13 protein-coding genes are annotated in these 15,670 nt (G+C 45.4%); all 13 read right to left on the bottom strand.

Going from position 1 to position 15,670, the window contains the following annotated elements; translation table 11 throughout:
- Positions 1-164 precede the first annotated feature (164 nt).
- Entirely contained in the window at positions 165-497 is a 333-nt protein-coding gene (locus tag QWY20_RS16390; RefSeq protein ID WP_330130088.1) for a hypothetical protein, read from the bottom strand.
- A 180-nt stretch (positions 498-677) separates the two neighbouring features.
- A complete protein-coding gene (locus QWY20_RS16395; protein ID WP_330130089.1) occupies positions 678-938 on the bottom strand; it encodes a helix-turn-helix domain-containing protein in 261 nt (86 codons plus the stop codon).
- Positions 939-1,011: 73 nt separating this feature from the next.
- Positions 1,012-1,617 carry a 3'-5' exonuclease gene (locus QWY20_RS16400; protein ID WP_330130090.1) on the bottom strand — a complete coding sequence of 202 codons (606 nt, stop codon included), beginning with the start codon at positions 1,615-1,617 and terminating at the stop codon, positions 1,012-1,014.
- 22 nt (positions 1,618-1,639) lie between these two features.
- Positions 1,640-1,921 (bottom strand): helix-turn-helix transcriptional regulator, encoded by a 282-nt coding sequence (locus tag QWY20_RS16405; RefSeq protein ID WP_330089170.1) that lies wholly within the window; start codon positions 1,919-1,921, stop codon positions 1,640-1,642.
- Positions 1,902-3,245: a type II toxin-antitoxin system HipA family toxin gene (locus QWY20_RS16410; protein WP_330130091.1), complete on the bottom strand. Its 1,344-nt coding sequence runs from the start codon at positions 3,243-3,245 to the stop codon at positions 1,902-1,904. The genes QWY20_RS16405 and QWY20_RS16410 overlap by 20 nt, the downstream gene beginning before the upstream one ends.
- 262 nt (positions 3,246-3,507) lie before the next feature.
- Positions 3,508-3,693 carry a helix-turn-helix transcriptional regulator gene (locus tag QWY20_RS16415; RefSeq protein ID WP_330130092.1) on the bottom strand — a complete coding sequence of 62 codons (186 nt, stop codon included), beginning with the start codon at positions 3,691-3,693 and terminating at the stop codon, positions 3,508-3,510.
- A gap of 391 nt (positions 3,694-4,084) precedes the next feature.
- Positions 4,085-4,954: a restriction endonuclease gene (locus QWY20_RS16420; RefSeq protein ID WP_330130093.1), complete on the bottom strand. Its 870-nt coding sequence runs from the start codon at positions 4,952-4,954 to the stop codon at positions 4,085-4,087.
- Positions 4,951-7,701: a phospholipase D-like domain-containing anti-phage protein gene (locus QWY20_RS16425; protein WP_330130094.1), complete on the bottom strand. Its 2,751-nt coding sequence runs from the start codon at positions 7,699-7,701 to the stop codon at positions 4,951-4,953. The genes QWY20_RS16420 and QWY20_RS16425 overlap by 4 nt, the downstream gene beginning before the upstream one ends.
- Before the next feature lie 70 nt (positions 7,702-7,771).
- Positions 7,772-10,786 (bottom strand): anti-phage-associated DUF1156 domain-containing protein, encoded by a 3,015-nt coding sequence (locus QWY20_RS16430; RefSeq protein ID WP_330130095.1) that lies wholly within the window; start codon positions 10,784-10,786, stop codon positions 7,772-7,774.
- A 93-nt stretch (positions 10,787-10,879) separates the two neighbouring features.
- Positions 10,880-11,980, bottom strand: coding sequence for an anti-phage-associated DUF3780 domain-containing protein (locus QWY20_RS16435; protein ID WP_330130096.1), 1,101 nt, complete (start codon positions 11,978-11,980; stop codon positions 10,880-10,882).
- A 24-nt stretch (positions 11,981-12,004) separates the two neighbouring features.
- Positions 12,005-15,130, bottom strand: coding sequence for an anti-phage-associated DUF499 domain-containing protein (locus QWY20_RS16440; RefSeq protein WP_330130097.1), 3,126 nt, complete (start codon positions 15,128-15,130; stop codon positions 12,005-12,007).
- A 2-nt stretch (positions 15,131-15,132) separates the two neighbouring features.
- Entirely contained in the window at positions 15,133-15,324 is a 192-nt protein-coding gene (locus tag QWY20_RS16445; RefSeq protein ID WP_330130098.1) for a ribbon-helix-helix protein, CopG family, read from the bottom strand.
- Between the two features lie 92 nt (positions 15,325-15,416).
- On the bottom strand, positions 15,417-15,670 hold a 254-nt coding region (locus QWY20_RS16450; RefSeq protein WP_330130099.1), incomplete at its 5' end, for a hypothetical protein.

A 15,670-nucleotide genomic window follows, 5' to 3' on the forward strand; every position in this document is an offset into this window, starting at 1 on the left:
CGTTAACACCAACAAGCGAGGAACCGTCTGGATTTTTACAATATCGCGCAACGTTTTATTCGTTGCCAATTGCTTCAACACTTAACTCATTTAGCTGTTCATTCGCAAGAAAAACTGCGGGCTCGAAAAAAGTGATGGTTTGGCTTTTGTGTGTTCACGCCAACCTAGTGTGCAGTAGTGTCAGCTTGGGTAAGGTCCCACAGCGTGCCCTGCCAGCCTGATATCGTGCCATTGTCACCACAGACAGGGCAAATCCAAACAATCTGTTGATCGTCTGGATCAATATAGCTGGCAATTTCACCAACACACGGCTTACGGTTGGGTCGCCTGCGACAAGGAACCTTGGGGTACAGTTGTTCCCCATAGGGATCTCCCGTCGTTTCTTGCGTGATCGCAGTAAAGTACTCTGCCAATCGCAAACCAGGGCCTGAGCTTATGGCAATGGCGCCATACTCATTGAGATAGTGGCGCAGATCGACAATCCAGGTATCACTCATGCTCTCCCCCGCTCAACTGGTATTTCAGTGCTACCGATATCAACCCGTTACTCATATTTTTTCTTGCGATCGTGACGATATGGTTTTCTGGCCGCTGTGGTTGCATGAACCGTTGCAACAGAGTGCTTAATCGAAGCTCTTAAACCGCGGGCAATTGCAGCGCTGTACTTTCTGGACTGGTCATGTTTCATCCTCATTGAACAAGGTATCCAAATCGTCCCAATCCGGAAGACGATGGGTTTTATGCTCGACTTCAAAGGTCAAGCCCAACGCATCAAGCAAACGCTCAAAGATATCAAAAGATCCGCTAAAGCGGCCATTTTCAATTTCGGATATGGTTGATTTGTGAATGCCGGTAAGTTTAGATAAAGCCAGTTGTGTATAACCAAGCTCAGTTCTTTTGGCGCGAAGTGCTTTGCCAATTTCAATTCTGCTTGCCATACCCGCCCCACAATATTCGCTTATTGGCGAACATTATAGTAAAAAACAACAATGTTTGCTATATAGCCAACATCTATTTTTTACTTATGCCGCTTACCGTACTGTTATTGAAGCCTAACGTATTACAAGGGATCCACGGAAGCAACCGAGCCATATTGCGTGCATCGTCGATGCCACGATGATGACGGCCTTCAAAGGCAAGCCCATGAAAAGCCAATGCAGCTTGCAAACCAGAGCGGCGTTTAGCTGCCCTGCCCTCACGCCACAATTGCTTCAGGTTTTTGTGCGGTAATCCCATAAAAGCCGGTGCACAACCGTGGTGTTGACGCTCAGCATCCAGCTGATGGCGATCGTAATCGCCCCAGGACGCCCAGCACACCGGCTCATACGCGGCAAGCCATGCATCTACGGCTTGAACCACCTCCGCATAGACTGGCGCGACAGCTACTTGCTGCTGCGTAATTCCGGTTAACTGGGTGCAAAAGGCACTGAGCTGTGGCCGTAACACTGGGCGCACCAGAAACGACTGAGCATCCAACACCGTGCCATCGGGCTCTGCCACTACGCAGCCAAACTCAATGACTTCCATATCCTCAACCGTTTGACGACGATTAAGGCCAGGCACATCACCATCCCAGCAAGTGGCTTCCAGGTCGACAATCAACAAATGTTTCATCATAACCATCACTTTTTTCAAGCGGTTAAACAACTCTGCGTGGCACAAAGCGGGCGCTTAGTTTAAAACCACCCGGAGCCAATAGCTTCGCTAGTACGGACAAACGTGGATCCGTCTGACCTCTTTCAATGTCTCTGAGCGTTTTATCCGACACCTTGGTGTACGCTGCGTATTGCGTTTGAGTCATGCCATACAGCTCGGTACGAATGCGCCGAATGGCCTCACCCAGCGAAAGGGACCCAGCCTCAATCGCCGTTTCAATGTCATGGATTAACTCCAGCCGTTGCTCAGCTGACGAGCTTGTCATGCTGCACCCCCAATTCAATTAGCTTTTCATGCACACGAGAAAAACCAAGGGCCGGAAAGTTGATAATTTCAGATGGGCACCCATGCTGCTGCAGTAACTCAGGTAAACGCAATAAGGGCTTACTGAGCATGTTTAAAAAATCCAGCAGCTCTGACGGAGAGCCATAATGCGCTAACTGCTGGACCACTTTGTCAAATCGAACAACACCAGCCATTTCAAAATGCTCGCCCCACTTAAAAAGCCGCGTGATGTTTTCAGGATCCGCTTTCATCGGCGCAAAATCATAAATGGGAGCAAACCGGATATCGCCCTGAGATTTCAAAAATGAGATGTTGCGACCATGGTTGTCGGAATTACCAAACATCACATTCAGAAAATCCCTGGCCAGATACTGTTTGGCAAAATCAACCGACGACATGCTGGTACAGTGGCTTATTTTCGACCAAATAGCGTCCATCACCGCAAAATGGTTTTGATAACTGCCAGGGCCGGCATTCAGCATTGAGTAAATGCTTTCCATACCCAGCCGAACCGTTTTGCCCTCCTCAACCACAACATCAAAGCGTGGAAGCCACAAGCTGGTTTGGCCTTCATGTTCCAGCATCATCATCCGGCTTGCATCCAGGCTGGCAATCTCAGTCCCTTGTAAAACCTCGGCCAGAATGCGGTAAAATGCACCTTCGGCCTGTAAAATATGATTATCACGGGCAGTGCGCTGATTGCGGGCAAACTTGGTCAAATATGGAATGGCGTTTAGGGGTTTGCCAGCAAAATCTGCATCGATGTATACCGACTGGCCGCTCACCATTAACAGCAGCTTTGGTGCAACCCCAACAGCCCCGGTCGCACCGCCAACCGCAGCGCCGTGCTCATTGGCATACTCCAAAAAATCGTGTTGCAGCGCCACAACGGCATCGAGAGGAAAGGCTTTTTGGTTGACTCCACTTGCTAAAGCAACGGACTCTTTAATGCGAAGATTACCAATAGGTGCCGTGCAGGCATGGGTTAGTAAAGCGAAGTTTTGCGAAAAAATACTCTGTCGGCTGACATCAAGATAATTCAGCCACCAGTCACGTGATTTGCCAACCGGCAACAAGTCGTCCAGCAACGAAGGCCAACCAGGGTAATCGACAGGCAAGATGCTAACCGGTGCGTTGACTGAACAAGCCCAACTGTCAACGGTGTCGTACTTGGCCGCATCACGAATATACGCGCTCAGATAGCTCAGCCGAACAGGACTGCTGAGATCATCACCCAGAAAGTTGAGTTCGGCTGCATCCCACCACCGTCCCTGATTGAACAACTGCAACGTAAGCTTCTTCACCCTGCCACCGGAACTTTATTACCGAATAAAAGCAATCATAGCTCACAAAACAGAATCAATCTACCGTAAATCGGTATCAGACAGCAATAAAACGGAATCAAACTATCGTTCGCAGTCAGAACCAGTTCGACTTCCAGGTCAGCAGTCGAACTGCCAATACCTGCAAGGCTTGCAGCCAATCAGATGGCTCGGTGGTGCTTTAGGTGTTACAAAACTAACGAATTCTTGCTGCTTTGCAACACCTAAAGCAGAGTCGAGCTGGCTAACGTTGCTCGCGCTCGGCTACTTTACTCTGGATCCAATCCAGCACTTCCTCTCTCACCCAAACGGCTACCCGCTCAGACAATTTAACCGGTTTTGGCGCCTGACCATTTTTAATCAACGCATACCAGTGCGAGCGGCTCACGCCGACAATTTGTAATACCTGATTAATACGAATTAAATTCATTGAACGATTCTCCTTACAGTTAAACTCATGAGTACTGTGCATGGAAAACCCAATGATTTCAAAAAATGAAAAAATACTTTTTTTAATTTAATTATTCGCTCTTCTGAACTAAATTGTACTCAAAAGAATAAAGCAGAACCTTCCAAACCTTAAAATATCATAAAGATATAAATATCAATGCAACCTAAAACCATCAGGGTAATAAGTCGATAAAAAATTCCTATCGATTTAAATCGATCCCTGAATCTATCCAGCTTTTTAATTCAATTAATCACGCCTAAATGATTGGAAGAATTTACCAGCCATGGCCAGTTACTACTAAAGTGGCCGGGCTCTTCAAAACGCTACATAATCTTTTTTCGGTGCGCTAAATTTACAAAACAAACCATAATTACAAATTCAAAAACCAGCCAGGTTCAACCGTTACCTTTTCAACCAGCTCTGTTTTGATGCCTAGCGCCAGCTCTTTAAGCTTATCTGCGAGCTGATCGCCATCAACAAGATCTATAGGCGCGGCACCATCGCGATTTGCCTCTTCAATGGCTGCCTTGGTGAAACTTCCTGTGGTGATAAACATACCGCGATCTGCTCGCCCAACAATAGCACCCCGAAAATTCCTGATTTCAGGTGCACCAACGGAGCCTTTATACTTTTTGCACTGAAAAGCAATATGAAAGCTCATCAGGCCATTTATTCGTGCGATACCCTTACCATCAATGCCTCCATCTCCAGTTCTGCCAGTTACCTCTACATGCACAAAACCTGATTCCCGTAACATCCGCTGGGTAAGCCTTTCAAAAGCATCAGGGCTCATTTCTTCAATAAGAATATGATGTAACTGCTCTCGCCAGGCCAAAACCTCTTCTGGCGGTTCAACAAATGAATTACCAGGTTCAACTGCATCAGCCTTAATTTGCTGGCTTTGCTTATCCAGCGAGCGAACAAAGTTAACTATCTCTCGGCTATCAATTTCACTTATTTGCTTGGCTTTATCTGTTAAAGCCCACACACCTCTGGATGAGTTTTCCAGGTAGCCTGCTTTTTTTAAGTAAGTTCGTGCCCAGGCTAAACGGTAGTGGATCTCAGTTTGGCTACTCTTCTCTGGATTATGTAGAACAGCCAATGTTTGTTCATCAAAGTTTTCTTGCTCAACAACTGCTTCATAAATTTCGTCAATACTGCCAGACCCACCCAAACTAAAGAGAGCTTTCAGTAGCGGCGACATCAGTTGATCATAAGTAATCATTTTTCCAGCGCTCATTTGTTTTCACTCCAACCTGTGGTCATCAATTGCGTAAAGTCACGCCTGGATAGCACGTTGGAGCAATCCCGCCAATCTTTCTCAGAAGGTGACATAGTGTCGGTGTAGCGCAAATCAAAGCCATTTGCCTGCTTTTGGGCGTTTATGTACTCATCCATTTTTTCGCCCATGGTTTCAATATCTTCAATCCACTCGTCTTTAATGGTGTCAGGCAATGAGCCAAATAAGTTATACCGGTCTTGCATCCGCTCTGAGAGTTTTTCGTAAACCTTTTCATCAACGGTTTGTTCGTTTACAAGATTCAACATATCGACTTTATCGCGCACTTGGCCAAAACGCTTAATGCGGCCAATGCGTTGCTCTAACTTGGTCGGGTTCCAAGGCAAATCAACGTTAATCAGTGTACCTAATGTCTGCAGGTTTAAACCTTCACATGCTGCATCTGTGGCTACCATGATCTCCAATTGGTGCTCTGCAACCATACGCTTAAGGGTTTCACGCTCAATATTAACGCTTTCACCTTGCTGATACAGGCGGCTTCGCCCGGCACCCGCATAAAGCCCTACTGCCTGATTTGGATAGCGCGCGGCTAAGGAGTCTGAAATCCACTTGGCGGTATCGTAGTATTGGCTAAAGATAATCACGCCGAACTTCAACCACTGCTCTTTCTCAAGATAATGAATAATGGCATTGAGCTTTGGATCTTCCTCAATATGTTCAAGCCTAGCGATCATTCGCTGTAAAACGGCTTTCTCCGCTGATGATTCAGCTTTAACCTCAATCAGTTCATCATCGCTTTCTTCTTCAACCGTACGCCCTTCCAAGAGCGCTCTAGCCGTGTTTAAGCCAGCGGTGATGCTTGAGCAAATACGTTGTTCCATCAAGTTTTTCATAAAGCCGCTGCCCTTGCCACTTTGTGCCAGGGCCTTACCAAAGTGCCTAGCCTCTGCGTAAGCCTGCCTGAAATCTTCGCTGGTACGTAACGCTTTACCCTCAAATAAGCTATTAAACTGGTGCTCTACTCTGGAAAGCTGCCTATCTGGATGAACATCCACACCAATGCGTGGTAATAAACCGGCATCTTCCAGGGTTACCCGCTTCCTTAACACGATATGACGAATAAACGGATTTTCACGCTGAAAGAAGCTAGCTCCTGCAATGTCCCTATCTAGCTCTTCTTCAAGGTATTCAAACGAATCTTCTGATAAGTCTGATAGTGAGTTTTTGATATCCCATCTACCATTCTGATCTTTTAGTTCCAGATCTTGGCGAATAGCGCTAAATAAACGGCGGGCATATCTTTCGTTAGATGAGTCAACTACTGGCAGTGGCGAGCGCAATAACTCCCAGGCAAAACCTGGATCCGTTACGCGCTGTTCACCTGAGAGAATAGGCAGCACTTCTTTTGAACGGTGCCATTTCGAAAAATCGTTACCTAAAACGAAATTCCCGGCACCTTGATGCAAAATACCGACGAGATCCCATAGGTCTTCGGGCTTCGTTTGAATTGGGGTTGCGGTGCCTAAAATAACGTGGTCTGAGCATGCGGCAATATCGCGCATAAAAGCGAGTAATTCATTATGAGTGCCAGCGTCTTTGCCAAAACCTTGCCGGCTGCGTGCCTTGTGCGCTTCATCAAGGATAGCAACGCCATAGCGTAAGCCCAATAAATGCCGTTTTTCCAATGAATCCCGCATCATCAGGCCTGTGGACACTATTCCCACTCGCAACGGACATTTAGCGATTTGCTCCTGGCCTGCGGGGGAGATAATTCGCTCTTCCGGATCTAGCCAAACTTTTTTCTGAGTTTGCCAGCGGGCACAGGGAATACCCAACTTATCAATCATCTCAACTTGCCACTGCTCACATAGCGTTGCAGGGGCAAAAATAATGACAGGTTTACGTTTTTTATGCTCTTTGTCACTTAGTAAGCAAAGTGATAAGGCAGCCGTTGCCATCGCCAGGGTTTTACCTAACCCCACTTCATCGGCTATCAATAAGCGCACGATGCCATGGTTATGGTAATGCCGCACACATTCACTCACAAACCCTTGTTGCCAGGGCTGTAATGAAAAGCCTTGCCGATAAAGTGGAGATTCAATCAGTGCAGCTGGCGCGATATCGTCATCTTCAATAATCTCTTCAAACAACACTTCGCGACGGTAGCCACGTCGTTTTACCTCTCGGATAACTGCTTCAGGTAAGGGCTTAGCCGCATTCCACAAAAAATCAAACTCTTGCTCAATCCACTGCACGCCCTCTGGCGATTCGTCTTCCCAGAGGATTTCATAATGGCGCTGCCAGCCATTACTGGTTTCATTCATGGAACCAATAAAACCAATCTTTTTACCATCAGCTAGCTCAATAACCCCTGCTTTGCCGTGTAAAAAGCCACAAATACTATCTGGCGCTACCCGAATAGCCTGGCCGTGCTTTGCCAGGAAGCTATCCAAACGACGATAACGGTCACGGTTGAGCAAGCTTTCGGCTTCAATATCCCGCTCATTCCAGCGGCCAATCATTTTAGATTCGCGAAGCTGCGCAACTTTTAAATCATCTGGGTGGATATCAACATTACAAACGATTTTTACGTTAGGAATAGACTCGATAAGCTCGTTGGCAACTTCAAATAACGAGCTGGTAAAGTACCCCGCAATCCGCTTGTAACTGCGAGCACCTTTTAGGTGCTGCAGTAAAAAGCTACTATCCAGACTGTGAGTGCGTGATGAAAATCGACGAATACTCATTAGTGTTGGGTCTCCATCCTTGGCCATTGCTCAGTTAATAGCGCTAGATCTGATCATTGATACACCTGGCTCATTCACCCAAAGCGCGCATATTCTTTAAACGAGCCCCAAGCACTTCAGCCGCATCGCGTGTAGCTTGTTCAGGGACCTTCTTTTCAATAAAGCTAAGCATATCAATCAAGATTGGCCGAACTTCCATAAAGTCCGGTAAGTCGGCTTGCAACTGGCTAATCACAGTTTGTGGCTCTTTTTCATTGAGTATTTGCTGCAAGCCAATAATTAAATGGCCAAGCCAGGTAACCCCAATCTCAGTGCTATCGCTTAAATCACGCGGCGCAAACTCACGAACTTGTTTTAGCTGCGCTTTGTTCGCCGCCATATTGCCCATAACCCGGCTATAATCAGCCACGCGGAAGGCTTTGGCGAAGTTTTGGTAGTTGTCGAGCTTAGCAGCACCGGTGGTTTCAATATCCATCATGCGTAAATAGAAACGCTGAATGCCGTTTATTTTTTGCCAGGTGTCGGCAGATAACCCTTCTGGCACCAACAGGCTGTTTGCAGCCTCAGCGGCTTGTTGCACAATTTCGTCAACAACTGTTACTTCGCCCTTGGTACGTGGCCGAAGTGCAAAGCTAGTCACGTCCTCACCGCCAATATGGGTATAGGATGTCAGCACCTTAAGTGCCGCCGCATAACCCGCCATTTGCAGGTCAGAATCGTTAAAGACAGGCTCGCCTAACTTGTCCTTCACTTCATCATTAAGGTGCATCATGGTCTCAATCTGGCGTTTTACCTCGGCCCTCACTGCAGGCAGCAAACGCTGTTTAAAGCCTTGGTTTTCACCGGCAGGTCGCTTGCGCAGCATCAGTATTACCGTGCCTTGGACATAGGCTCCCTTCTTTTGTTCTCTTGTTGTCTCAGTCGCTATATACCAGGCACCAACGACCTGTAATCCCGCAGCCCAAAAAATTCCTATCATATCTGACCAAACACCAGTATCTTGGTGGGTAAACATCACACACTGCATACCATTAAACGGCATGTGGTCTGCCATAGCCTTGTAAGCGGCTATCATTCCCTTTCTAAAGTCATCACCAGAACCTTTGATAGCTAATGCACGCCGGGAATCCCAAGTCCAACTATCGAACTCTGCAGGTAGATTCGTCCTCAACCAAGAAATAAAAAGCTCAGTAATTTCATGATAATGCACTGCATCGGCATATGGGGGGTCAGTTATAAAACAATCGGCAGTCTCAGATACTTCTGGCGCACTTTTACAAATTATTTTTGAAGAACCCGTGTTAAGTGAAATTCTAGCGGGCTTTATCCGCCAAGGGGTGACATTAAAAGATCTATTTGCCCAATTGAAAAACGTATTAAGAGCTTGATCATCGTAAGTAGAAAGCGCCCCACCATCACCACCAGACTGAGAAACTTTCCATCGACATGACTTAGTGTTGTTATCGACAAATCGAAATAACCAAAATGGAAGCCATCGACTATTCCCTGCTATTTCTTTCAACCAGACAGCTTCGATTATTGCTCTAGGCATCATTAGGTGATGCCAGTAACACCATCCATTGGTTCGGATCGGTCCCTCTGTTTCGATGCCCATTTCAATTTCCATATCTGGCATCAACCCTGAACTCTGCCAGTGTTCAATATTTCTTTGAACATAATCAAAGGCAATCTTTTCTCTATCTAGATCTGCCTGAGTTACGCTAGCAAAAAAACTGGATGGTCTGCTTTCGTCGAGCGAATCTTTATCAAACCATTGAATTGCGTATAGTCGCTCTTGAAATACATCCTCTTTTAGAGGCGCCACATCTGTTTTATTCCAGTGCCTGAGGTTATTTTTTGTATTTCCTTCATTATCTTTGTGTTCACCACGAATTGTTTTAATCGGTGTGCGATAAACTTTACCATCCAGTTCGTAAACCATGCAGCCATCTTGAACCGTTCCTTTCTTGGCATATTCAATTTGGTGATTGGTTAAACCCGATTTAACTTCAATGTTAAATCTTTTTTCTTGATAATTGGGCGTTAGCACTGCTGCAACATTACGTTTAGTTGAAATAACCCATGAAGGTGAAAGTGGTACCATCCATCCAGTTTCAGGGCATTTCGTTTCAAGGCAGTATAGATATGCTTTAGCTTTATTGCCGTGAGCGTCGCTTTCCAACCCTAATTTGGAGATGCGCTCTTCCATTATTAGGCTGATTCTCTCTTGTTCTTTTGATAATTCTTGGAATGCATCTGTTCCACCTCCAACTATGTTAAATGCCCCCCAAGTTAATGTGCAAGCAACTGGATTCAAGTCAGAGGCTATCGCATCACATCCCAATCTTGCAGCTTCAAATGGTATTGAACCTCCACCGCTGAATGTGTCTCCAATTTTGGGGCGACGTCCATAGCGGAGCAAACCTAACTGCTCAATTATTTCTTGAATTGACCTGGCTTTAATGCCAAATCTTTTCAGATGGTCATTTACTTGTGGCCATATGTGTTGATAAAGCCAGTCTTGTTCTACCTCTTCCGGCCTTTTACATAATTTAGCTTTTGCCTCGTAACCATCTATTGTTTCCAAAAACATTCTAAAAACTTCAATTTTTTCAGTTTCTTTGATATCACGGCGCCAACGCAGCTTTAATCCAAGACCATCGCTGTTAATTGGGAACTTCAGAGTATCAATTTCGTTAAAGTTTTCATCTGTCTCTTTTACGTTGTGGCTAAAATAATCCCAAGGATTAGGTAGATTAACTCTAGCCGCAATGTCTGCTGGTTTAATTTCATTTTGGATAAGGGCTCGTTTTGCAAGGCTTTCGATATCAAAGCCCATCAGCATTTCAAATATTTCTAGGTCCTTTTCAGTATCTTCTGTCTGCGGTAAAAGACACCCCAATATAATTGAACGAACTAAAATGAGTGGCTTACGCCCTTTCCAATAAGAACCTAGACCAGTCAATGTCTGAGCGCCAACTGCTTTACGTTCAGTTTGGGCTTCGAATGAAATTTTTTGGGCTGGATATGCAGCTTCAATAAGTGTAGGCGCGTCTTTTAGCGCGTATGGAATGGGTTCTGCCATTTATAATGTTCTCCGACACGCTTTGTATTATTCCTTATCAAAGCCTGCTTTAAGTAAGTATTCTGGATGTTCTGCAATATGTACTAGTTGGTACTAGCTCTTTTTGCCGTAACCTAGCTCTTTTAAACTGCGCCCATGAAAATCACGCCAAGCATCCATGCCACTACGTGGGTTGCCGGCAATTACACAAGCCGCTGCACTGGGGCTTTTAAATAAATAATCTTTTGTGAAGCTGTATACCTCGCCATCTATAATCAGCACATCATCTTCAAGCAGCTGCTGGCGTAAATCTCGTATGGCTGGTCGTAACGATTTTGCTAGAGCAATATTGGCTGTAGAACCTTTTTTTACCAGAAATTCCGGACTATGGTTGTTACCAATTGGGAGACCTACCGCTTTAGCTAGCTTCGCTTCAAATAGGAATAAGGCACCATCAGCTTCGATAGATACAGTGGCTTCATTATCAGACTGCGCTTCTATATGTTCAGGCTGGGAAGCTTCACACGTTAGCAACGACTCTTCAGTATCGGGTTCCTGCGGTAATACTATCTCATCGCTGACAGGTGTCTCTGCACCATAGTCAGCTGACGGCGTTTGTATCTCACTCTTCTTGGACTGGTGCTTTATATAAACGCTACTGCTAGGTTGACTAAGTTCTTGCTGTTCAGATTGAACTATATCGCCTAATGCATGGCGCAACGCAATACGCCAACCAACGTCTCTATCCTCAACCGTACCAGTACTTTTTGCTGTCATGGCGAATAACCACCAACGTTCTTCTGGCCTGAGCGCTAGCCAGTTGCGAACAGCTAAAGAGATATTTCCAACATCCATGTCTTCAACCGCCCAGGCCAGCACACAAAGCTCTTTGCCCAGTAAACGGTCAACCACATTTTCCCCTACCTGCCATGCACTGGTTTTAAGGTTGTAGCTTTTTAACCGAGCATTAAATGCCCGTTGCACTTCGGCACGGATTTCTGTCCAACGTGTTCGGTCTAATACCACACGTTCGATTACCGCAGATTCTTGGCTTTGCGCTTGCAATCCAAGATACTCATTAATTTGTACCTTGCCAGAGTTAGCCTTTGGAATAATCACTTTAAAGTGATGAGGATCACTGGTAGCAGGCACACCGAAACCCAGTGTTGGATGTTTATTCACTGTATTGGGAGTATTGTGCTGTGGCTTAACCATACTTCTGTCCTCAGTTTTTTGCGGTTACTCATGTTGAGTAATGTCGCCAGGCTTAAGCTCTATACCCACTAATTTGGCAAACTCTCTCGCTTCAAAGCCATTTTCAAAATCGACACCATCTTTTATTGCGATAGATACATTGGCATCGGCTTCTTTTATTACATCACGCAAATTGTTAATTGTTGCTTCAATCATGGCAGCTGTAATTTGGCGCTCACCAAAACGAATACTTACCGTGTTTTCACCTTCACCCAGCTCAATCCGTACACCTTTAAAATGGGTGTTAGCCTGGTCTTTAAAGCGGTTAATCACCTTAAATACCTTGTCTGTGGTATCCAGTGGCACTTTCTTGGTGCTTGCTAAACTTGCTGGCTTGGTATCGTCAATATGGACCGTCTTGTCACCGCTATGCTGAATTTGGAAATCAGCTGTTTTTGTGGCTTCACCAGCTTTCGCATATACCAATAAGCGCGTAGCAGCCGAACCGATTTCAAACGGCTGACTATAAAGCTCGCCATCCTTCGGATTGGAGCCATCCAAGGTGTAATATATTTCAGCTTTAGGTGTGCATTGTAACGTAACTTTACGTTTATCAGCCGAGGGCTCTACCTGATGTCGTATTTTTAAATCAGCAAGCCAGCGTGTGACCGGCCCCACCTCATACTTACCGGTTGGGTCTGCCACTTTAAAATACAGTGTGGCTTCCGTTGTAGTGAAGCTCTCAAAATCATCGACTTTAGGATCGGTATCCAAAACATCAGATTTAGTTGAATAGTGAATTACCGGACTTTCCCCTGCATTGCGAGGGGTAAGGCTTAAGATTGTCTCACCGGATTCAGTGTTGTTGCCGATAAGCGTAACGTTGACGCTAGTTTTATCTTTTGGAAACGGCCCTTTTTCAATGTAGCCGTCTTCACCTAGGCGCCAGCGGCCTTGTTTTAAGGCTTCATTCTTGAGGGTATCCATACCGCTGCTACCTGGCATCCAGGGCCAGCCCGGATTGCATTTGGCCCGATTAGCAACGTCACGCCAGGGTATTCTGCGGTTGTTCGCCCCTTCAGGCCATAATTCAGCCTCAGCCAGCGCGAAATATTCACTGAATTTATCTTTTAAATCTGCTGCCAGTTTATAGTTTGCTCTGGGATCTGCCATTAACTTTTCAATTTGCGTTTCTGCCGATTGATCGCCTTGCCCTACTTTTAAACCTTGATCCAAGGTCACTTTAAGCAGGCGTTCGGATCCATCCATTGGTTCGATACCAGGGAACCAAATCGTGTTATAAGCAGCAGATAACGCTTTTATAAAACGCCCTTCAGCTTCTTCTTTCCTATCCCTGGCTTCTTCGTACAAGGTATCCCCTTGCTTTAAACGACCAGCAATCTGCTCAATAGCGTATAATTCCCGTAAGCGTTCTTCTACAGCATCTGCCATCATGCTGTCTTGGCCAGTAAGTACCAAAAGGTTGTTCTTTTCTTGTTGGAACTCGAAGAAGTTGCTCAGCTCACTGGACGGTACTTTTCCATAAGGTTTAACAACAATAAGCACACGCGGACCTGTCAGTTTAAGGTCATCAATGCGTGGTAAAATTTGTACTTCCTGATACACATTACGGCGATCTGGCTGCAGAATGCCTTTGAGTCTATTTTTTAGGGCGTCATCAATTTTGGTCTGAGGTATGTCCCTTGCGTTTCTTTCAATCTGACGCGACAGGTTCTCTGTTTCTTTAATGTAAAAACGCTGATCTTCGCGATGAAGGTACCACGCCTGCTCTCTCAGTTTTTGTAAGGCGGCAATAAATTCATCTGGCTTACGATTGGGCGCAGCAAGAAACTCGACTATCTCACTTTCAGATAAACCGATTCGGCCACCTACAGCTCGAGATAACGATGATGACAGCAAAAGCGTCATCAACTGGCTGGCCGCATCGTTACTAAGCTCACTATCAATATTTTCAGCGATTGCATCGCCTTTGTCAGCAATATCACGAGTTACCGCAGGGAGGAGTTTAGATGATATACGCTCAATTTCATCTTTGACCTGTTCGTCGTTCAGATCGAGATGCTGAGTACCAATCAGGAATACATCATCGCCTTTTCGTTGCGCCACGCTTTTTAGCAAACGGGCGGTGAATTGCATTAAGCCACGAGTTTGCCTGAAGCCCTCGTTTTCTTTAAACAAAGCAACTAAATGTTTAAACGACGGATGGAACGGGTAGGTTTCTCTTACCTGATCGGCAATTTGTTCAATGCTTGAAGCAATGATGTAGCCGCTATCTTCCGCTTTTTTAATTTGCTGAGCATACTCTTCAGCGATGTCGCTGATGGTTTGCTCATCAGGCAACTCGTCAATCAGCCGCTTTTTCAGGATCTCATAAATTTCATTACCCGATAACTGTACCGGTGTAATGGTCATTGACTGCCTACGCGTCTCTTGCTGAAGATTTGAGATAGCTTCTTTAAGTGCTTTAGTTTGAGCGTTATAACTGCCGGAAAGGTTAGCAATAACAATACAGCAGTTAGGTAATTCCAGTGCCGCACTCATTAAGCTACTTAAGCTATAAACCACCATATTAGCCAGCGTGCCAGAACCCAATACTTGCGTACTGGCAACATCCAGATAAGGCGGCAGCTCGTCAATCATGATAAGAGTTGGTTTATCACCAATAATCTCTTTCCATTTTTGCTGATCAACAGCTTTAGGGCCATTTACCCAGTGCGGCTTTATTTTTTCAGATTCGCCAAGCTGTGAGGCAATTTCACCCCAAATATAATTATCTGGGTTGTTACGACCGTTAAACGCGGCAATCCGCGCATTGCCAAATGAAAGACGTTGATTCAACTCACTTGGCAACACTTCAGGGCGCAAATGAGCATGCTTTGCCAATAAGCCAAGCGCGATCATCATGTGGGTTTTACCGCCACCCATTGCTTGTGTTAGTTCAAATACCGCTTGATCAGACTTACCAGACAGCCGCAGCATACCTTCGCGGAATAGCTGCTCCATACCGTGAGTAACATAGTTACGAGAGAAGAAATCTCTACCATCACCAGCGTCATAAATAAGGTCAGCCAGGTTCTCAATTCCCTGACTCATCCGGTAATCCTGAATGACAGGATTAAAACGACATGCCTGTTTTACTGTCTTAATCATGCTTAACGTTCCCTACGTTGATTTGATTCACTGGGCTGACCGATGGCTATTTTGTTTTTCAGACAATGCTCTCGAATCATAACTTCTATCATATTGGCAATAGATCTGTGTTCTGCTTGAGCTGCAGTTCGAAGGGCTTCTTTTAAATCGGGATCGACCCTAATGGTAAGCGTTGCCGTTTTTGTTACCGCCATCAAATGCCCTCAAAATACTGCAAATGTACTGCAGATTACACTGCTTGAGTGGTGGCATCAATACATCTTTGTACTCTAAAGAGAAAAGTGACTTATGTACTTTCTTCTTGGGTGAAAATTTTGAAAACACTTGAATGGGTAAAAAGTGGGAAATCGTATATCGTACCCAGTTTTTCTTCCTGTCTAGTTTGTAGCCAACAATATCCATGCTTGGAAAATGTCATCCGTGCCTCTCGGCCCGAAACGAAAGGCAACCTCACCGCATTGGCATGTTGCTTGAGTTTTGGAAAAGCCCATTTAATCCTGCTGCCGATACAAAGCCGGTTCATCAAAATAGTGGTAATCC

The sequence above is a fragment of the Alkalimonas cellulosilytica genome, from assembly GCF_036325985.1.
GTDB lineage: Bacteria > Pseudomonadota > Gammaproteobacteria > Enterobacterales > Alteromonadaceae > Alkalimonas > Alkalimonas cellulosilytica.